We start from the raw sequence: 20,286 nt of genomic DNA on the forward strand, positions 1-20,286 counted from the left end.
CTCGGGTCATTAACAACGGTGCGACCCGCCGCACTGCGGTAGCGCACCCGTACTTCCATGCTCACTGGCAGATCTCCCTGCTCGTCCGATGCGAGCGGACCGGGCTTCTCCAGTCCGCGGGCGCCGGGACTGCCCTGGTCAGCCATAAGGGCGCTCGCCAGCCGCGAGGACATCCCACGGCACACAGGTGAGTTCGTCGACGGACTGCATGCCGCCCACTCGCTCGTGTGGAGCAGCAAGAGGCAGGTACGTTCCGGGCTGTTCCTTGGGAACCGGCGTGTCGAGGAGGGGGTGCTTCGCAGCCCACACTCCGAGGACCCTGCCCACGAACAGACCGAACCGCGACGGGGCCTGCTCAACCCACTGCGCGTAGTCCTTGGGCGTGATGCGTCCCTCAAGGCGGCGGCGCTCGACCGATGCCATCGCAGCGGCCAGATTCACTGCAGCGGGCAGTAGGCGCAGGGGCGTGGTGCGGTCGGTTCCCAGGCGCGGCAGATGAGTCGCGCCGTGGGCGAGGACGCCGAAGGCATCGGCCATCAGGACCCGCCCCGCCGGCCCAAGCTGCCGGATGAGGTCCTGGCGTTGGCGTTCTGCCGCCACCACCTGCGGGCCGGGGGAAAGATCGATGAAGGGGATACTGTCATCGCGCGAATTGTCACTGAAGCGACCATGCCGTACACAGATATGCCACATGTCGGGGCGTATGAGCCACACAGGTGCGTCGGCCTCCCGCGAGGCGGCGCACAGCGCACACCCCCTCACCAGGAACCCGCCGTGTGGTGCCCACGGCCACCTCCACGCCGGGCCACCCCCCTCTCGCAGCAGGTGCTCGTCTCCAGTGCTGGGCAGTGCTCTGACCAGCTCCTTCACGGACCGTGCCACCAGCGCGGCAAGACGGTCCCGGGCGGCCCGGTTCACGTACAGCTCTGTATAGCGTGGATCCACCTCTGGTGAGGAACGGCCATTACCAAGGCTGTCCAGCAGCCGGCTTACCGTCAACCCATTGCGGGACGCGAGTCGTGTCAGATACGAACCCGTGGACTCTCCGACGATGAACCGGATCTGCAGTGGCAGTGGACGTATGTGCACCAAATGCATTCCTATTTCCGCTCGCAGACCATCTATGGTCCCGTGTCCTGTGAACTCCGCAATGGTGGGCTCAATATGGAACAGAGTACTTCGCTGAGACCAACCCGAACGTGGCACTCAGGGAAGTATCTTGTCCTCAAACCCCAGACGCCCGACTCTGCAGGAAACCGATCGAAGGCCGCACCTCATGAAGCGCGTTGGCATCCAAATGCGGGATCACCAGCGTGAGGCGTACACAGCCGTCGTGCGCGGACTGACTCACATGCCTCGCGTGACCATGTACTCCGCCACCGGAAGCGGTAAGACGCTCACTGCCATGCGGGTCGGCGAGTATTTTGCCGAGCTCGGCAACATCCTCGTCGTTGTACCGTCACTGAACCTGATCAGCCAGACGGCATCCCACTGGGCCAGGCATAGCGTCATCGAGAACATGCTCGGTGTCTGCTCCCTCCCTCCGAGCCAGGCACGCACCATCCGGCTCCCCCTGACCACCGACGCCCGCCGAATTGCCCACCACATAACGTCCAACACCGGATCCACGGTTGTCTTCGCTACCTACGACTCCCTGCCGGCACTCGCCCGCGCACACAAGCAGCACCGGGTGCCCCCCTGGTCGATCGTGATCATCGACGAAGCGCACCGCAGCAGCGGAAGCAGCAGCAAACAGTGGACAGCCATCCACGAAGACAGTGTCATACCCGCCCGGCGGCGCCTCTACATGACCGCCACCCCCCGCACCTGGACGCTCCCCGACCCCAAGAAGAAGCGTCGTCGACCGACCACCGGCCCGCAGACGACACCCGAGCCACTCGTCTCCATGGACGACCCCACCATCTACGGCCCCGTTGTCTACCGCCTAGGTCTGGCCGACGCCATCGACCGGGGCATTCTGGCCGACTACCGCATCGTCGTCCCGGTCATCAATGATGAAGAACTTCGCGAAGTGCTCCAACGCCGCGGCGCCACACAGCACATCGACGGACTGCGCCTGTCCGCTCTCCAGGTAAGCCTTCTACGTGCCATGGCCACCCACAAAGTGCGCCGCGTCATCAGCTTCCACAGCCGCATTGCCAACGCCCATCAGTTCAGCCGGACCCTGCCGACCACCGTTACCGCAGCCGCGCGCAGTACGGGTATTCGCAAGCTGTGGACCTACCCCCTCCACAGCCGCCAACCTCTGAGCGAGCGCACCAGCCGCCTTACCGAGTTTGAAAACGTTCCCCTTCTCGCCAACCACACGAGAATCCCCGGCGCCGTCGACGGCGCAGTGCTGTCCAACGTCCGAGTGCTAGGAGAAGGCGTCGACGTACCTGACGCCGACGCGGTCCTGTTCGCTGACCCCAAGAGCAGCCCCTCGGACATCATCCAGGCCCTCGGCCGTGCGCTCCGCCAGCCACTCGGATCCGGCAAGGTTGCCCTTCTGATCATCCCCATCTACGTCGGCCGCCGGCAAACCACAGAGAAGGCCCTCGAATCATCCGAGTTCAAGATCTTGTGGGAGGTACTCAACGGCTTGCGTGACCATGACACCAAAGTCTGGCGGCGCCTCGGCAGCACCTCAGAGCGTGTCAGATTCAAGGAGTCGCTTCCTCCGGCACCTGAGCGAGCCGCCGAGATCGCCCCACTCACCGGCCTGCGAGCCCACGAGGTCAACACCCACGTATGGGCAACCGGCTGGACCGCCGCCATCAGATACTACGAGCACCACCAGCACCTCAACGTTCCCAGCGAATACGAAGACTCCTCCGGCTACCCCCTCGGCCTCTGGATCGGTCAACAGCGCTCCCTCTACGCCGACGGTATCCTCGCTCCCGACCGTGCTCTGGCCCTGTCCAGCCTTCGCATCGCCTGGCCCCACCCGCCGGGAAGCTTCGAAGACCGCCTCGCGCAAGCTGCCGTTTTCGCCGACGCCCACGGCACTCTCGCCGTCGCCAAGGCGCCCAGCAGCAGCGACGGCTCTCTGATCCGCTGGCTCAACCGCCAAAGAGCCCTCCACGACAGCGGACGCATGCACACCGCTCGCCTGGACGCCCTGACCGCCGTCGACCCCTGGTGGAACCCACTCTGGGGTATCGACTGGCAGCACGACTACACCCATGTCTGCGTGCAGACCGCCCTACGTGGAAACGCCGGCCTCGCCCCCACACCCAGCTCCGGCGAAGACGCGCGAACGTGGCTCGACCGGCAGATCACCCAACAGCGCGAACTGCACCCACAACAGGTCGCCCTGCTCGTCCAGCTCGTCAACCAGCATCCCGACCCCCACCCCCACGCGCTGCTGCTCAGGCATGCCCCAAGCCCGCGCATGCGAGCCTTTCACCGTGGGCTGCGGGCGGCGCGTCAGTATCTGCAGCGGGAAGGCCACCTCCAGGTCCCGTCGACCCACCGCGAAGACCTTCACGGAGACCCTGTCCGTCTCGGGCGTTGGATCTCTCAATGCCGTGAACAGACCGCGCTGTTGACCGGAGCGCAGATCTCAGCCCTGGCCGCTCTGGGGATCGACACCGATCCCCTCTTCCGGGAACTGCCCCCCAGCTCCACTTCGAGCGACGCGAATGAACCATGGTGGACCAGTGCAGAGTCATGGGAGGAACCGATGGAGACCGGCTGACGTGCACACCGATCAGGCTGGGGTTCGCGCCAGATCAACGGTTACGCAGCCTCTTCCTCTTACGCTCGGATGTACGTGACATCGGGACTGGCCGCCACACGTGGCTGTGGGGCTCTTCCCAGGCTGCTAGCCAACTGCCCGCCCCTTCTCGCCAGCCGGCTCGGTCCCCTCGATACACCTTGCGCCGTCCGCCTGGTTACTGCTCGGTAGGCCCGGCCAGCACCACCCGCATATCGACCACCCCGATGGTCGGCCTGCGGAAGACGGCCAAGCCCTCACCTTCATCGCTCCGTTCGCGCTCACGCAGCCGCCGCTCCGATTCCCTGTCGTCGCTGTGCAGCAGGGCAAAGACAAGATTGGTTGCGATCTTGAGGTCGTGCTGTGACCGACACAATTCCAGCTGGGCCGCCTCTATCAGGTCTGGGTTCGTGCGCTTCCAACTGCTTAATCGTGCCAGCCGCTGCTCTGCATGGGTCACCCGCCGGCGCCCACCCCTCTCCATCCGCTCAGCCTCATATAGCGAGTGGGCCCTGGCGTTTCTTGCTGCGGTTCGCCGCTATCCCTCCAAGGGAGTTCCCAACCTTCCTTGTCCGCGTCTCAGCGTCCTGCCGGTGGCGGTATCGAGCTGCTCGCCACGGCCAGGGAGTTCTTTCCAGGTCAATGGCTGCAGTGCTCCAGGAAACGGTGCTCCCGGGAAGGCGCTGATGGAGGGCGTGGCGCTTACGAGCGGCGCCGGCGCCCACTGACCCGGACTCGTTCGGTAGGCATCAGGAGGCAGAGCAGAGCCTCCTGGCCCGCAAAGCGAGTTCAACTATGCGTCGCACGTCTGATCTAAATGTCGGGATTATGTTCCATTCAGATGGATTGTCAGACCTCTCGTCTACCGTCGTTGCAGTCGTCGCGTCCGGACTGCCGGACGGGGCTGTCTGCCCTGCCCGAAGGGGGTGCGAACAGCTGCGAACGGCACCCGTAGCAGGACGTGTTCAGGGAGAAGGGCAACTCAGGTGGCCGAAGACTGGTGGAGCGTTCTGGAGACCGGCCTTTTCGATGTCTTCACCGACGACAAACAGGCTGGGAAACAACGCCTGACCGGCGCTGTTCTAGCGGCTCTGCTGGTGGCGAGCAGCCGCGGCCCGATGTGGACGCTGTCCGACATCAGGAAGCTGCTGGCCGAGGTGGACTACGAGAACGCGGTCAGCAATGAAGACCTTGTCGAAGTACTTGAGGTCCTCAAGACCCATGGGTACGTCACGCCGAGCGTTGACCACAGCGCAGCCGTGGAATGCCTCAGCGACGGACGCCGGCGCCGTGAAGCGTGGGCGCTCACACGACAGGGCCGGGTAGTTGTGGCTGGCATCCGGGACATCGCCCGCCGGCTGAACCGATCCTTGCGGCTTCCACCACGTCTGCTCGACGCCGTCGAGCAGACCCTGCAGGCCCTGCTGCAGCAGTACCACGAGGACGCTGAAATGTTGGACCCGACCCTGGACCAGATCCGCGCACACCTGGAACAACTACAGGAAGCAGGCGGGGACTTCTACAGTGCAGTCGGTTCCCTCGCACAGGGAGACGTCACCGATGACACTGTGTTCATCACCAGCCGCCGGCATATTCTCCTGGCCCTGCAGCATTTCGCACGCCGCACCGAACAGTCCCTCACCCAGGTCCGGGCGGCCTTCGACGCACTGGACGAGGTCGGCACCAAGAACGTCGTCCATCGCGCGATTGCCGGCGCCGGCATCCTCGACCCGGCCGAGCGACAAGCATGGACGGCCGACCGAGAGCGGGACCTAGCCGACCTCGAGGCATGGTTCGTACCCCACGGCTCGGTCGAGCGCTTGGTCAACGCCGCAGCGGACGCCATCCACGCCCTGCTGGGAGCCATCGACCGACGCTTCTACGCGAGTGCTCGGGGCAGCGACGTTGGCGAGGACTTCCGCCAGATCGCCCGGATGCTCCACGCACAGCCAACCGAGGCCGGCACGCAGAAGGTCTTCGCCGCAGCCTTCGGGATTTGGCCCGCTCGCCATCCCGTGGAAACCGTCGAAGAGTCTCTCGCCCCACATCACACCGCCGACAGCGCAGGCAGGCACACCATCAAGCTGGTCCTGCGGCCCCATGACCGAGGTGCGCGCTCCACTGGCGCACCCCGCAAAGTCGCCGATCTCACCGAGCAGCGGCGCGCGGCAGAAGCCGCCAACGAAGCCGAAATCGCGCGCACGGAAACGATCGCCAGAGCACTGGCCACGCCCGGCGTGGTCCCGCTGACCCACTTCACCGGGCTGAGCAATGCGCACGCCGAAGTCCTCGTGGACCTGCTTGAGGAAGCTCTCAACAGCTTCGACGACACGGCAGGCAAGGGGACAGCTGCGACGGTGGGAGCAGAGCTCACGCTGTGGATCGGCTCACCAGGACACGCGGTGAGCGTCGTGCTGGAAGAAGGAGAGCTCATCGCCCCCGACTTCCGCATCCGCATCCGATGCACCCCGCCGCGAGACGCAGAGGAAGCGGCATGACCACCACACACACCGCCCTAACCGGCAACCAACCACCGCTCAGCCCCGAAGTAGAGCCGGTCGTGGCAGCACTGCTGAACCACCAGATCCTGGCAGAGGAGGCCGACCCTGAACAGTTCCGCCTGGTCTGCCACCACCGGCACGAGATCACCCGCTGGTTCAGCGAGTACCCCGGCTGGCGGTTCCACGTCGAACGCCAGGCAGGCATCGGCCGCCTCTACAAACGCGACTCCGACCCCCCGGCCGGCCGCGTCCCTCTCCTGCACCGCGGAAAGCCCTCCGCCCGCACACCCGTCTCACCTCTCGTTCAGGTCCTGACCGCTTTGATCTGCGAGCAGATGTGGCGTGTCGCCCAGACCACCTTCAACCACCTCCAGCGCGCCGTCATCCAGGCATGCGGCACCGAAGCCCCAACCGGCCGGCTACCCCGATTCCAGCCGGTCGCGACCACAGGACAGAAGCAAGCCACTGCCGCAGCACACCGCATGGCATTCATCGACGCGCTGCGCCTTCTGGAGTCCTGGCACTTCCTCACCTTCGACCAGCCCTTGAACGCCCTTGAACAGGACACCGACGCAGACCTCGCCATCACCGCACGTCGTGAACGTCTCGCCCTGCTGATCGCTTGCCCAGCACCTTCGCTCCTCCCGATCGACCTAGACGACCCCGACAGCCACGTCGCCACCCTGTGCCCAGACCAGGCACCCCCGCACCCAGACGCACTCCCCGTCGACACGGCACGCCACCACCGCCACACGGCACTGCGCGCCGTGCTGGACAATCCCGGCTTCGCGCCCGACCCTGCCACCGGGCCAGGCGCCTATCTCTCCTCCTGGAGCGGCCGCGAGCAGGCTCTGAATGTTGCCGCGGCCGCCGGTCTCGCCTGCACGGTCCGCCAGGACTGGTGGATCATCGCCGACCCGGCCGGCCGCACCACAGACCTGGCCTTCCCCCGTAGCCGCACCGTCGAGCAGCAAGCGGCTCTGCTCCTGCTCCAGGCCCTGACATGCCGGGACGACCCCATGGCTTGGTTCGGCCTCCACTGGGCCACTGACGTACTGGCCGAGCACCTCAGACAGCGGCCGTGGTGGGCCCGCAACTACCAAGGCACAGGCAAGACCAGAAACTTTGCCACCACCGCGGTACACCACCTGCTCTCCATCGGCGCCTGCACCGCCGACCCGCCGCCCGGCATCGGCTGGCAGCCCACACCCGCCATCCACCTCTGGCAACTCAGCATCACTGACGCTCCCCGCCCGAACCCGGCCACCGAAGCCCTTGAGGAACACAGCCGAGATGAGTGACACCCCCCGCCACCGCCACCTCGCCGACGCGGCGGGACCCTTCACCGACGTACCGACCCTCGACCCGCATCCCACCGCCCGCGGGCGGTGGCAGCCCACCCGGGCCGGAGCGGTCAATTCATGGCTCTGGACCAACGAGCAGTTCGCCTACGCCAACGGCAGCCTCGCCTTGGTCGGCATGAACGGCTCCGGGAAATCCCTAACCAGCGCCGTGCTGTTCCCGACCTTCATCGACGGCAACGTCACCGCCAAGAACCTCTCTGCGGCAGCAGAGGCCGCAGGAACACTGACCGCCATCCACACTCTCGGCAGGCCAGGACCACCCAAGAGCGGCACCTGGTGGCAGGAGTACGGACGAACCGACCCCGACGGCCAGCACACCGGCACACGATGGCTCACAGCCGGCCTGTGGCTGCACAGCGGGGGAGGCCAGCGCAACTCCCTGGACCGGGCCTGGTTCCTCGTCCCCGCCCGAGTCCACGCTCAGCTCATCCTCGAACGGGACGGCATGCCCGTCACCATCACCGACCTCGCCGCCCAGCTGGCGGCATTCGACGGCCTGCTGTTCACTTCATCGCCCCGCCTGGAACAACAATGCCGGGACCACCCCTCCGTGCTGCGCAAGGAAGAGGACTATCCGGAGACAGTTCGAGAGCTGATGTACCAGCCGCTGGACGGCACACAGACCGACGCCCTCGCCACAGTGCTGCGCGCCCTGCGCAGCGTTCAGGCGGGAGACAAGATCAGTCCTCGGATCATGGAGGAGACCCTCACCTCCGCGCTGCCCGCCCTCGAGACCCGCCGCGTCCAAAGCCTTGCCGAAGCTCTGAGTAAGGCCGAACAGCTGCAGGGCCATCTGAAAGCCGCACACACCGAGCGGGGCATCCTGTCCGACATCCGAGGGAGCTACCGCCGCTACCTCGCCGCTGCCGCCACCACGACGGCCACCGCATACGAGACCGTTCACACCTTGCACGCCGACACCGTCACCGCCCGCGCCCAGGCGCTGCGCGCAGAGACTGACGCGAAACAGCGGCAAGACGAGGCTACCGCAGCCCTTCAGGAGGACGAGGAGCGAGCAGAACTCCTACGTGACACGGTCCGCAGCCTTGAGAATCGAATCGCCGAGCATCCCGGAACGAACCTGGCAGACCTCAGCCACCAGGCCCAGGAGTGTGAAGACCGGGCTACCGACAGCCTGCAGTACGCCGAACAAGCAGGGGCCAACTGCCAAGAGCGCCTGGCACAAAGCGCGGCCGACCAGCAGACGGCCGACCGAGCCCTGGCGGCCTGGGCCAAGACGACACATGACCTAGGCGCACTCGCTCGGGACCTGGGTGCAGCAGCGTTTCACGAGCCGCTGGCCAGGGCCCTCGGCGGCACCCGGCAGCACCCGGATTCTGCCGACAACGGAACCGCCGTAGCCGCCCGCGAGCAAGCAGCCGCCTGGGGCCAGGCACAGTCCCAGGCAGCTGAACGTGTCCAGGCAGCGCTGGACCACTTCACGCATGAGCAGGACAAGCACAGCACCGCTCAAGAAACCTACGAGAACAAGCGGCAGCACGCCGAAGCAGCAGACGCACGCGCACAGGATGCGACCGACGCACTTGAACAAGCCGAAGAGGTCACCCGCGCCGCTCTATCGCACTACAGCACCCACCTCAAGCGACTTCCGGCGCTCCCAGACGACCTGTACAATGTGACCCCGCTCGACCCAGCCGCCATCTGTACCTGGGTCAGTGACCAGGCCGCCGACGCACTCACGAAGCTCGGCGTCAGGGCCTGCCAGGAACGAGCAGATGCCCGATCCCAGGCCGCAGATGAAGCATCCGAGCGTGCCGCGGCAGCAAGCGAGCTCGCCGCCAACGCAGCCCAGCAAGCCATGTCCATCGCAGACGGCCTGAGCGACAAAGCCGACGCGTTGACTGATACGCCCAGCTCCCTGCGCGACCTCGTACACGCCGCCCGCCAGGCTGCCCGCATCGCATCTCCCCGCCCCAACTCGACGACACATACGCAGCCCGGCGAGCAAGAGGAGCATCTCCTCGACACCCTTGTGGAGACTGCTCACAGCGACCTCAGTCGCCGTCGGCTTTTGATCCAGCAAGCCGCCCGCGACCTCACCGACGCCGCACGCGCCCAGGACCGGGCGTCCACCACACGCACCCAGGCCCAGCTGGCACAAGCCCTTGCAGACACTGCAGAAGCGACAGCCCACGACGCACGAAGCAGCGCGGACCAGGAAGCACACACCTGGGCACGCCATGTTCACGAATGGGCCCACAACCTGAAGGTTCTCGACCCAGCCAGCCTGCGCCTCCCGGACCTCGCGGGCGTTCCCCTTGACCTCAACGCGGCGCACCATCTCGCCCAGGACGCCGCGACAGCTCACCGCAGCGCCGTGGAGGTCCTCTCCGGCCGCCTCGCCGAAGCAGAACTGCGCCTCAACGCAGACCGCGCATCCCTGGAAAACCTTGACGAGAAGATCCGCCACGCCCAGCAGGGCAGCACACCTCCCACCCCACCGGACTGGAGGGACTCCCGACACGGCCGGGCCGGGACGCCCCTATGGGAGGCCGTCGAATTCGCCCAGCACCTCCAGCCCGACGAAGCCAGCCAACTCGAAGGAGCACTGCTCGCAGCCGGCCTCCTGGACGCCTGGATCTCGCCCACGGGCGAACTGGCAGCCGGTGACACCACGCTCGCCCTCACCCCCGAGCACCAAGGACCGTCCCTGGCCGACGTCCTCGTGCCCGACTCCCACACCCCGGTAGACCCGGCACTGGTCCGCCGGCTCCTGGCCGGGATCCGCCTCCTGCAGCCCGGCGAACGACCTCTACCCGGGCAGGCAGCTGTCTGTGTGGACGGCACCGCATACATCGGCCCCTTGACCGCCACGTCCCCCGCCACCTGGGACGCCTGTCACATCGGTGCCGCAGCCCGCGAACGCGCTCGTCAGCAACTCCTCACAGACCTGAACGAGAAGCGCCACCACGCGGCGACGGTACTCTCCGCTTCCCGCACGCTTGTTGACACCCTCAAGCACGACCTGATCAACGCCGACCGCGAACAGGCCAGCCCCGACCCGACACCATGGCGCAGCGCTGAAGAAGCCGCTTCCAACTCCGTCTTCGAAGCCAATGCCAAGAACTCCGCCGCCATCGACGCGGCACGAACCGCCGCCGCCGCGGAGGAGGACCGGCAATCCACGTCCCGCACCGCACAGCAGACTTGCGCCAAAGCAAGCCTCACCATGAGCCAGCAGGCCGCGGAAGCCGCCCTGACACTGTGCACCGAGCTGACCGGACAGATCACCACCACGACAGTCGCCACAAAGTCCGCGATCACAACCACCCGCACACTGCACGCAGCCAACGAGCACGCAGCCAAGGCCCAGGCCGAGGCCGTCCAAGCACACCACGCGCTCAACCAGGCACGTCAGGCCGCACACGAAACGGAAGAAGATCAGAGAAACCTCCCGAACGAACTCAACCTCGTACGCCCAGCCCAGGAAGCGGCTGATCGAGCGCACCGGCGTGCACAAGAGACAGCGAAGGAAGCCACCTCAGCCGAGGAAGCACTCGGCCGGCAGACACACCTGCTCAGTGGATCAGCATCCCGCCTGCACGCCCAGGCACACAACGCCTTCGCCCAGCTCCCGGTAGAACCAGAAGCCCTGGGGCGCTACCGCAGCCGCCTACAAACGCTCGTCGCTTCCCTCAGCGGTTGGGGCGATGCCGCCCTGCGCGCGCAGTTCACAGCCCAGACCGCCGCAGACAGCCTCCGCCACGCAGCCGCCGCCCAAGCGCAGGCGGACCGCCTTCGCCGGCGCGCCAACGACGATCAACGCGCCGCCGACCGCGCGCGCCACCGCCATGACGAGGAGGTACGCCAGCATCAGCGCCCATACCAGCAGCTCTCCGTCGAACTCGAACAACGCCTCAAAGAACAGAGCGACCTTCACACCCACCTTGCCGCGCGCCGCAATGCTGATCACCAGGCCCGCCTTGACCACTCGCGCAAGGGTGATGAGTCTCAGTCCTGCGCTACGCGTCTCGCGGCCGCGACACAGGACCGAGCAGCGGCCCTAACTCAACTGCAAGCCTTGTTTGACCACGGCCTGATCGCTGAACTCCCAGACAATGAAAGCCTCCACCGACCCGAACAACCCGGAGAGGCACTCGACATCGCCCGGGCCGTCCTAGAGCAACGAGGCCTTGGCAACGCGCCGACCCGCGCACAGGCAAGCACAGCCGAGAGCGAAGCCAGAACACAACTCGACCGCCGCATCCGCTACAACCTCAACCGACTCCTGGAAATCAACCGGCACGTCGTCTCCGAGGACATCCCCGGCACCACCTGGCGGCGCATCACCGTCACCCACCTCGGCCACGCAAGCGAAACCGGCACCGCTCAACCCCACATCCAGCCGCTCAGCGCCATTCTGGACAGCCTCACACACACCATCACCAAGCTGGAAAACGACTTCAGCGAACAAGTGCAGAACGAAGTCAAGGGCGTCGTCTTCTCCGAGCTCCGCAGAGACATCAACACCCGCATCCACACGGCCCAAGGCATCGTCGACGACATCACCAGAACCCTCGACGGCGTCCGGACAGGCGTAGCCAACGTCGGAATCCGTCTCCAGTGGCTGCCCAAGAAAGACCCTGTCGCTGCCAAAGCACTCCAACTCATCCAGGCAGCCGACCTCACCGGCAACTTCGATCGCATGTACGACTTCTTCATCGAGCAGCTGAAGAACGAAGAAGCAAACTACCCCACATGGGCCAAACGAGTAGAACATGTCTTCAACTACCGCAACTGGTTCACATGGGAGATCGCACTCACCCACAACGACTTCCGGGACGACCCCAGCAGCGACACGGAGGTCTTCCGCACGCTGACCACCCGCAACAACCCCCTCGCCAGCCTCTCCGGAGGGGAGAAGAGACTGGTCACCATGCTGCCGCTGCTCGCAGCGGCACACGCCTTCTACGCCACCGAGGATTACGAGGGACCTCACATGGTCTTCATCGACGAACTCGATGCCGCCCTCGACTCAAACAACCTCCGCAAGCTCCTCGAACTGCTGCGGACCTGGGACCTCGACGCCGTTGTCACCCTGCCTTCCATGCGCCCGCTCCTGGTCGCCGAGACCCAGTCCATCGGCATCCACCGCATCCACAAGACCCGCACCGCCCGCTACACCATCCCGAGCATCTGGACCGGCGCAGGCACGCCCCACACCACTCGCATCTGCGCAAGCGTTCCCACGCCGCGGACGCACGACCAGTCTGAGACCGAAGGGAGCGTCTGATGCCTTCAGATCTCCTCGACCCCGACATCCGCCCTTTGTGGCAGTCCCTGGCAAACCGCCTAGGCCAAGGAGACGCCCCCGAGACAATCAAGACTGTCACCGTCCCGCTCGCCCGACCAGCCCGCGCACGCGTTGCTGGCTGGCTCGCCCACACCACGAGCCGAGGACGCCTCCGGTCTCTTCGGACCGGTGCCAACGGCACGACGATTCCCGTACCCCAACTCCTGGCCGCCCTCGGATACACACACCACGACCTGCGCAACCTCGTTGAGGCTGCAGGGCTCCACATCCCAGACACTGCCGACACGCGAACAGCAGCCCGCCGCCTGCGAAGAGAAATCGACGCACACGCCGTACGCTCCCTGCCCGATACCCCGCTCCTCCAAGAACGCCTGCGCTGTTACGGCATCAGCGAAGACAGCATTGTGGAACGACGCTTCCTCATCGACGCCCTGGCGCGCGCTCGCGCACTCCTGCCCCTGCCCAGGCCGCTCTCGCTGGCCCGGCTCGCCTATCACTGCGCCCGCGACTCCCACTACTTCGACCTCAACGACAACGGCCGCGGCTCGCTACTCGTTCTCCTTGCCCGGGACCTCCTGAACGCAGGACACCCCGACACTCCAGCGGGTGAACGCGGACTCCTGGCCCGCCTCGGCATCTTCGCCGACCGCCTGTCCCAGACCGTTCTCCTGCTGAACATCCAGGCCATCGGCGACGGCCCCAGCGATCGAGCACTGAACCTTGCCTACGAGGACCGGCGCACTGTCCACCTCACACTGCACGACCTCACTGCACATCCTCCGACTCTTGAGTCCAGCCAGAGGCTGCTCGTGGTCGAGAACGTCTCTCTCATCGACGAAGCGCTGGAACGCGGCTTCACCAAACCGATTGCCTGCACGCGAGGAACCCTCAGCGCCGTCGACCACACCCTGCTCGCCCTCGCCCACGCCGGGGGCCTTTCCATCGACTACGCCGGGGACCACGACCCATGGGGGCACGCCATTGCCGCCACCGTCCACACTCGCTACCGCGCCACGCTTGTCGCCATGGACGATGCCGCACATCGCAGCGCTGTTGAGTCCGAGCCCGACTGGAGCCGACTCCCATGCGCCAGCAGCGAAAACAAAGACCACGAAACCCCTCACGGCCGTGGCGGCGGAGAGGGCAGAGTCTTCCAAGAGAACATCGCCATCATCGACATGCTGCTTGGCCCCAGCCGCACCGACCCCCTGCGATCAGGCAACGCAGCATCATTCGCGCAGAGCCCCACCACACCAGCGTGACTGCGGCCGACGTCCCGAGCCAACGAACGAAGCCGACGCTTCGCCAATGACGCCGTGCCGCTTATCCGCAGAGGCGGCGGCAGCGCGTCGACCCTGGCACACCCAATCAGACGGACGAGTGCGGCCGCAGGATGTGGCCTCCAGCACGCGGACCGCATTGGTGCAGCCGAGTTGAGGCCCGTGGGGCTGTAGGAGCATCTCCACGGGCCACGTGCGCTGCATCGCCAGGTAGGCCGGCCAATGTCTCATCGGCCGGCCTACCTCTGCGACCGGCAGGTTTCGTCCTCAGCGACATCGGGTGTGCTTTCAAGGCTCTCCAGACGCACTCGTCAGCGAACTACCGTTGTGCATAGGTGAGTTAAGAAGTCGGATAGGTGGGGCGGCTACCCGTCGTGATCTGCGATGCCATGACTGATCAGTCATGTGCATCTACCGGTCCGGGCGGTTGCGGTGGCCGAGTAGCCGACAAGCAGACATCCGAAGTCGTCGGGTGCGGCACGCAGTGCCTCTTCATCCCTTTAATGTGCAGGTGGGGGAACGTGGTGCTGTGCGATGCGAGGCACTCAGTGCCGGATGAGATCTTCGTCACTTCGAATTCCAACACGCCGTCATGCGCGTGCAATTGCATGAGTTGCTGAATTCATCGGAGAGTGTTTAGCGCTCATGCAATGTTGATCGATTTTGTTCGCTTTCGAAGCCTTCCGGGATCGCTACCGCAGGGACTCCCGCTAATTTGTCTGCCCCGGCGGCCAGATCTCTGCGGATTCCGTGGATCAATGGCAAGGCGAGGGCTTCGGGGGAGTAGCGTTTCGTGATGCGAGTGGGGCCCCGGACGGGCTAGGAACCAACACAGGGCCCCCTCGTACTACTTGACCAAGCCGATCGACACCTCACGAAGGAAGTGCCAGACATGTGGCTCGACCGTATTCCCGCCGCAATCCGTCTCCAGGCCGCGGCAGGTCCCGACGCTAACATTCCTCACCTTGCAGTGGGTGAAACCCGAACCTTCCGTGCCTGGGATGTCACCATCCAGGTCGGCGCCTTCATCGCCATCGTCATCGTTCCGCTGATCATGATCACCGGAGCCTGGCAGGCCCCGGCCGCGGTCGGACTCTGCGGCATGGTCTTCATGGCCGTACGCCGCTCCCACTTCCGCTACCAGCGGATTCGCCTCAGCTGACCATGCCCTGGTCCGGTTCCCGCTCCCACACGGGCCGGAACCGGACCAGCGTCCGGCCAGTCCGCTCATCACGTTTCGAAAGGCCCGATTCCTCCCTGTCGAGGGGTGGTCAGGTCGGCGGCAGCGGAGAGAAAACGAATCGATCAGGCATAGCGGGAGAGCAAGTGGCAAGCAAAGAAGCCCCCCACGAGGCTCTGTGCAGGCAGTGCGGCGTGGAACTTGAACAGAAGAGCGGCCGAGGCCGCAGGAAGACGTACTGCGGACGGCTCTGCCGCAGCAGGGCACAGCGCCACCGCACCGGACGAGCCCCCCAGCAGGCGGACACGACACCCCGCGGGTCACGACCCATCGCCCGCTCCGTTGCCGAGGAGCTCGTGAACATGGCGCTAGACCTGCTGGACGCGGAGTACGAAGGAATCCCCCTGCAGGAACTGATGACCAAGGCATCGGCGATCGCCAGAGAGACCGAGCACTACACGAGCGCGGCCGTCCACGACGCTCGCCTGGCCGGCGCCAGCTGGCAGGAGGTCGCACGCGCCGCCGTCGTCGGGGAGACCACCGCACGCTCCCGCTGGAACGAAGCTCAAGTCATGCGGCGCATGGCAGCCCGTTCCCGAGAACGCAACACCATGCGACGGCAGGCGCAGCCGGTGCTGACCCCATCCAGGGGCACGGAAGGAGAGCCCCTGGCCGTCAGCCGCGCCTCCCGCCAGCTAGCCGGCGCGCTGTCCTACCTCTACAAGGAGAGCGGACTCAGCATCCGTGAGGTCGCCGACAACATCGAACGATCTCCCTCCTATGTCTCCAGGATCCTGTCGGTGGCGCGGACCCCGTCCTGGCAGGTCGTCTGCAAGCTGGCCGAACTGTTCGGCGGTGACCCGGAGGCTCTGCGGGTGTTGTGGGAGAACACCCAGGGCCTCGCTGCTCAGCCGCAGGACCTGGTGGAGACGACCGTCCGCCTCAACGGCGCGCTGCGCGGCCTGCACCTGTCGGCAGGCTGTCCCCCCGTAAAGGACATCTGCGATGAAACCCGTGGAGACCTCGACGCCGAGGACATCGCCGACATCCTCAATGGAGGACAGATCCCGACATGGGAGAAGACCGGCATCTTCATCTCCGCCGTCGGCGGCTGCCCCGCAGACTTCAGACCTCTGTGGGAGGCGGTATACAACGCCTTCCTCACCGCCTGCGACCCCGAACCGCCCTCCCAACATCACGGCCTCATCGACCCTGAAGAGGAAACGCGATGACCAGCTCACACCACAGCGCACCGCCCGCCCCCATCGCGGTCCCCGCGGCGGGGGTCCCCATCCGCGACACCCCGCTCACCGTCACCCTCCCCGCCGACTACACCGCCTTCTGCGTACGCAACCAGCAGGCATACATCACCTACGCCCGAGCCCGTTCGCAGGATGCACAGCTGGCCCGCCGCATCGTGGAGTCGGTGCTCAGCGCGCTGGTCGTCATCTGGCCCACCGTGATCGCCAGCGACCGACCGGCCTCAGTGGCATGGCGAATGCTCAGCACCCAGGTCGCCGCCGCCACCCGCCAGGCACGACGCCAGCGCAAAGACCGGGTCCGCGACACCATGCACTCGACGCTTCCCGCCGAACAGGCCGACGTCCTGCTGCTGCGCTACCGGCTCAACCTGAGCTGGGCACAGACCGCCGAACTGATGGGCCTGGAGGAATCAGAGGTGGCATTCCAACTCGCCAGGGGCATCAGCCGGCTCACCGACGCCGACACTGAGAGCGGCAGCACCTCCGTGTTCACGTAAGCCCCGGCGCACTGCCGGCGCACGCCATATGCCAAAGACACATGGATATCGTCAATCCGCCCCCATCGGAGACGGATTGATCCGCTTACCTGCTGCGCACCGTGTACCGGACATGGGATGCTTTCCCATCACGGGTCGGCGAACGGGATACGCGGGTGAAGCACTTAATGGGCCTGGGGCAGAGACCGTTGTCGAAGACCGTCGAAATGCCTCCGGCCCGCACATCTCGCGGGACAGACGCCTTCGTGGCCAGCACGGCACGCATGTACGACTTCTTCCTGGACGGGAAGGATCACTACCCGGCCGACCAGAGAGCCTGCCACCGGCTCATGGACATCGCGCCCCAGATTCAGACACTGGCCCGCGCACAGCGACGGTTCCAGCTGAGGGCCGTACGGGAAATGGCCCGAAACCACCAGGTGACACAGTTCATCGACTTCGGATGCGGCATGCCCACCTGGGAGAACACCCACGAAGTCGCACGGCGCTCCCATGCTGCGAGCACCGTCCTCTACGTGGACCACGACCCGACGGTCGTAGCGCACGGGCAGGCACTGCTGGAAGAAGAGGGAACGAGCGCGGTCGTCCACGGCGACCTACGCGAGTCCCGAGACGTCCTGACCCACCCAGACACCACCGACCTCATCGACTTCACGAAGCCCGTGGCCCTCCTGCTCGTCTCCGTGCTGCACTGCCTGCCCGATAGGGACGAACCCCACTTCCTGGTCAACGACCTGATGAGGCAGCTACCAGCCGGTAGCTACCTCATCGCCAGTCATCTCGTCAGCGAAGACGCCCTGCTGCGCGAAAGCGTTACCCGTCTCATGCGCGACTCCACCGGAGGCCACTGGGGCCGGGTCCGCACTTCAGGAGAAGCCGCAGCCTTTTTCGAAGACATGGACATCATCGGCCCGCCACCGGGCCCCGTCACCGCCTGGCAGTCCGAGTCCGAACTCGACCGGGTCGTCCCCGGCCCACTCCTCGAGTTCGGGGCTGTAGCCCGCAAACGCAGCTAGACCCGCCCAGGCGACCTGGCCGGGGGACGCGGGCTGCGGCACCTTGCGGCGCGGTCGGGTCACCCCACCGCGACCAAGAACGAGGGTGATCCTGGAACAGGGCCCACGGAATCGGGCTCTCAACCAGTGCCCGGCCAGGTCCTACTCGAGCTCCCGCGCGATCCGCCGCAGCTCCTTGCGCGTCTGCGCCGGGCTGAGCGCCATCACCGCCAGGTCGTCGAGCATGAGCCGATACCGGCCCGTCTCCTCCGGCTTGTCGAGGTAGTTGGCTCCCGTGGGATGCTCCAAATAGACGACATCGGGAAGGCCGTACTCCTCGAACCGCAGCAGCGTCACAGGGGAGCCGATCGCCACACAGCCCGGCGGCAGGACCTGAATCTTGATGTTCGGCCGGCGCGACATCGTGATCAGGTGCTGGATCTGGCCCCGCATCACTTCCCGGCCGCCCACGGGGCGCTGCAGCACGGGCCAGTCGAGCACCGCCCACAGGTGAGGGGCATCGGGCCGCTCCAGGAGGTCCTGCCGGCGCAACCGCAGCTCCACCTTCGCCCGGATTTCCTCAGCCGTGGCCGGGAAACCACCCTGAGCTACGGCGTACGCATACTCCGCGGTCTGCAGAAGCCCGGGAACCAGCTGCACCTCGAAGGTGCGGATGACCTTCGAACCCTCCTGGAGCCCGACGAACTTGTCGAACCACTTCGGGATGATCGCCGAGCCGTACCGCTCCCACCAGCCCGCCTCCTTCGACCGCCGGGCCAGCTCGCAGACCGTCTCCAGCTCATGCTGCGCGCCGTACATCCGCAGCATGACCTCGATGTCGCCCTCGCGGAGTGGGGACTCGCCCCGCTCAAGACGGCTGATCTTCGCTTCGGAGCAGTCGAGGACCTCGCTCGCGTCCTTGGCTGAAATCTCTGCCGCTTCACGAAGCGCCCTCAGCCGATAGCCGAGGATCATCGTCAATACGGTCGGGGTGAAGCCGGGAAGCGTGAGGTAGCGCTCAAGCGGCGGATGGCCAAGAGGATCTGGAACGGCGGACACTGGGTCTCCTGCGCGGTGACGAGTGCAAGAATTATCCCACGCAGGAGCCAGCGCAACATCCGAACGCCCCTATTTTCCCAGGGCTGTTATGCAATCAGGGAGTCGAACTCCCCTTCCCGTGCTCCATCGAGGAAGGCAACGATCTCCGCGCGCGTGTAGACCAGGGCCGGCCCCTGAGGGAAGCGCGAGTTGCGCATCGCGATCCCACCGTTCCCAAGCGCCGCCAACTCTACGCAGTTACCCGTCGGTCCACTGTGCCGACTCTTCACCCACGTCACACCTTCGAGTGAATCGGCCGGAATTCCATTGCTGTAGCTCGCCATGACGCTATGCCCCTTCGGTGTTGGTGCGGTCCCACTGCAATGCCTGGCGGTCATCACGGTGGGCGGCAGATCTGACATCCCTCTTTCGTGCATGCAATTACCGATGCAATTGCACGGGCGGTGGAGTGGGCTGGATACTAGCCGCACCAGGCAGCCGCCGACTCTGAACAAACGTGCACCGACTGGGGAGATGGGCAGTGCGTACACCAGCCGCGATTACGCAGTGCGACGGGAGCGATGGCCGAATGGCGCGGGACCTGGCCGGAATGATCCCACTCGAAATTGGTAATCTGGCCGTGTCGGGCGCCCCGGACTGGGGACTTGCGCTGGGGCTCAGCACCGCGGGCTTCGCTGCCCGTAGCTTCACCGACTCCGATCGGACCTGCTGTCGCATCCGAGGCTTCATCGAGGCCGTACTGGGTGAATGGGGCATTGGACCCGGCCCTAGCCGTGACGCCACGCTGACCGTTGCGTGGGAGCTCGTGGGCAACGCGATCCGGCACGCACTTCGTGAAGGCCACCAGGGCAGCGGAGCCTGGCTCGGCCTGGTCCGCAAGGACAGCGCCATTCTGGTCGCCATCTCGGACCCGAACCCCCAGCCTCCCCGTCCGGTCCGCCCCGACATCATGGACGAGAGCGGACGAGGACTCGTGCTCGTTTCCGTGCTGAGCACGGCTTGGGGGTGGACCTTCTCCCCAACGGGAGGCAAGACAGTATGGGCCCGGGTCCCGACCTTGCAGAAGACCATCTGACGTCATTGCAGGCCCAGTTGATGGTCCGCGGGAAGAACGCGGCAGATGCGGATCGGGACCCGGTCGCATCCCTGCGCCGG

General features: G+C 65.9%; 14 protein-coding genes. 10 read left to right on the forward strand and 4 right to left on the reverse strand.

Annotation, left to right across the window (positions count from 1 at the left end; genetic code table 11):
* Window positions 1-138 precede the first annotated feature (138 nt).
* Window positions 139-1,098 carry a TniQ family protein gene (locus OG386_RS46425; protein ID WP_328786173.1) on the reverse strand — a complete coding sequence of 320 codons (960 nt, stop codon included), beginning with the start codon at window positions 1,096-1,098 and terminating at the stop codon, window positions 139-141.
* Between the two features lie 199 nt (window positions 1,099-1,297).
* Here OG386_RS46425 and OG386_RS46430 point away from each other — a divergent pair, with 199 nt between their 5' ends.
* The gene (locus tag OG386_RS46430) at window positions 1,298-3,700 is read left to right on the forward strand and encodes a DEAD/DEAH box helicase (RefSeq protein WP_328793572.1); all 2,403 of its coding nucleotides are present in this window, start codon (window positions 1,298-1,300) and stop codon (window positions 3,698-3,700) included.
* Between the two features lie 196 nt (window positions 3,701-3,896).
* Here the strand turns inward: OG386_RS46430 and OG386_RS46435 are convergent, their stop codons facing one another.
* Window positions 3,897-4,178: a hypothetical protein gene (locus tag OG386_RS46435; protein WP_328786171.1), complete on the reverse strand. Its 282-nt coding sequence runs from the start codon at window positions 4,176-4,178 to the stop codon at window positions 3,897-3,899.
* Window positions 4,179-4,704: 526 nt separating this feature from the next.
* Here OG386_RS46435 and OG386_RS46440 point away from each other — a divergent pair.
* From OG386_RS46440 to OG386_RS46475, 8 genes are all read left to right on the forward strand, one after another.
* Window positions 4,705-6,216 carry a DUF2397 family protein gene (locus tag OG386_RS46440; protein WP_328786170.1) on the forward strand — a complete coding sequence of 504 codons (1,512 nt, stop codon included), beginning with the start codon at window positions 4,705-4,707 and terminating at the stop codon, window positions 6,214-6,216.
* Entirely contained in the window at window positions 6,213-7,520 is a 1,308-nt protein-coding gene (locus OG386_RS46445) for a DUF2398 family protein (protein ID WP_328786169.1), read from the forward strand. The genes OG386_RS46440 and OG386_RS46445 overlap by 4 nt, the downstream gene beginning before the upstream one ends.
* The gene (locus OG386_RS46450) at window positions 7,513-12,837 is read left to right on the forward strand and encodes an SbcC/MukB-like Walker B domain-containing protein (protein WP_328786168.1); all 5,325 of its coding nucleotides are present in this window, start codon (window positions 7,513-7,515) and stop codon (window positions 12,835-12,837) included. Before OG386_RS46445 ends, OG386_RS46450 begins: the two co-directional genes overlap by 8 nt.
* Complete coding sequence (locus OG386_RS46455; protein WP_328786167.1) at window positions 12,837-14,120, forward strand: DUF2399 domain-containing protein; 1,284 nt, start codon at window positions 12,837-12,839, stop codon at window positions 14,118-14,120. Before OG386_RS46450 ends, OG386_RS46455 begins: the two co-directional genes overlap by 1 nt.
* A 988-nt stretch (window positions 14,121-15,108) precedes the next feature.
* Window positions 15,109-15,300, forward strand: coding sequence for a hypothetical protein (locus OG386_RS46460; RefSeq protein WP_328786166.1), 192 nt, complete (start codon window positions 15,109-15,111; stop codon window positions 15,298-15,300).
* A 380-nt stretch (window positions 15,301-15,680) separates the two neighbouring features.
* The gene (locus tag OG386_RS46465) at window positions 15,681-16,550 is read left to right on the forward strand and encodes a helix-turn-helix domain-containing protein (protein ID WP_328786165.1); all 870 of its coding nucleotides are present in this window, start codon (window positions 15,681-15,683) and stop codon (window positions 16,548-16,550) included.
* A complete protein-coding gene (locus OG386_RS46470) occupies window positions 16,547-17,077 on the forward strand; it encodes a sigma factor-like helix-turn-helix DNA-binding protein (protein ID WP_328786164.1) in 531 nt (176 codons plus the stop codon). The genes OG386_RS46465 and OG386_RS46470 overlap by 4 nt, the downstream gene beginning before the upstream one ends.
* Before the next feature lie 206 nt (window positions 17,078-17,283).
* On the forward strand, window positions 17,284-18,093 hold the full coding sequence (locus tag OG386_RS46475; protein WP_328793573.1) for an SAM-dependent methyltransferase: 810 nt from the start codon (window positions 17,284-17,286) through the stop codon (window positions 18,091-18,093).
* A 141-nt stretch (window positions 18,094-18,234) separates the two neighbouring features.
* Here OG386_RS46475 and OG386_RS46480 read toward each other — a convergent pair whose 3' ends face one another.
* The gene (locus OG386_RS46480) at window positions 18,235-19,131 is read right to left on the reverse strand and encodes a helix-turn-helix domain-containing protein (protein ID WP_328786163.1); all 897 of its coding nucleotides are present in this window, start codon (window positions 19,129-19,131) and stop codon (window positions 18,235-18,237) included.
* An 86-nt stretch (window positions 19,132-19,217) separates the two neighbouring features.
* Window positions 19,218-19,454, reverse strand: a complete 237-nt coding sequence (locus tag OG386_RS46485) for a DUF397 domain-containing protein (protein ID WP_328786162.1) — start codon at window positions 19,452-19,454, stop codon at window positions 19,218-19,220.
* 245 nt (window positions 19,455-19,699) lie between these two features.
* Between OG386_RS46485 and OG386_RS46490 the strand changes: the two genes are divergently transcribed.
* Window positions 19,700-20,206 carry an ATP-binding protein gene (locus OG386_RS46490; protein WP_328786161.1) on the forward strand — a complete coding sequence of 169 codons (507 nt, stop codon included), beginning with the start codon at window positions 19,700-19,702 and terminating at the stop codon, window positions 20,204-20,206.
* Window positions 20,207-20,286: the final 80 nt, after the last annotated feature.

The organism is Streptomyces sp. NBC_00273, from assembly GCF_036178145.1.
Lineage (GTDB): Bacteria > Actinomycetota > Actinomycetes > Streptomycetales > Streptomycetaceae > Streptomyces.

Bases quoted from the DNA above. Each gene is read 5' to 3' on its own strand.
- OG386_RS46425 (WP_328786173.1), bottom strand. From the start codon at position 1,098: ATGCATTTGGTGCACATACGTCCACTGCCACTGCAGATCCGGTTCATC.
- OG386_RS46430 (WP_328793572.1), top strand. From the start codon at position 1,298: ATGCGGGATCACCAGCGTGAGGCGTACACAGCCGTCGTGCGCGGACTG.
- OG386_RS46445 (WP_328786169.1), top strand. From the start codon at position 6,213: ATGACCACCACACACACCGCCCTAACCGGCAACCAACCACCGCTCAGC.
- OG386_RS46450 (WP_328786168.1), top strand. From the start codon at position 7,513: ATGAGTGACACCCCCCGCCACCGCCACCTCGCCGACGCGGCGGGACCC.
- OG386_RS46455 (WP_328786167.1), top strand. From the start codon at position 12,837: ATGCCTTCAGATCTCCTCGACCCCGACATCCGCCCTTTGTGGCAGTCC.
- OG386_RS46465 (WP_328786165.1), top strand. From the start codon at position 15,681: ATGGCGCTAGACCTGCTGGACGCGGAGTACGAAGGAATCCCCCTGCAG.
- OG386_RS46470 (WP_328786164.1), top strand. From the start codon at position 16,547: ATGACCAGCTCACACCACAGCGCACCGCCCGCCCCCATCGCGGTCCCC.
- OG386_RS46475 (WP_328793573.1), top strand. From the start codon at position 17,284: ATGCCTCCGGCCCGCACATCTCGCGGGACAGACGCCTTCGTGGCCAGC.
- OG386_RS46485 (WP_328786162.1), bottom strand. From the start codon at position 19,454: ATGGCGAGCTACAGCAATGGAATTCCGGCCGATTCACTCGAAGGTGTG.
- OG386_RS46490 (WP_328786161.1), top strand. From the start codon at position 19,700: ATGGCGCGGGACCTGGCCGGAATGATCCCACTCGAAATTGGTAATCTG.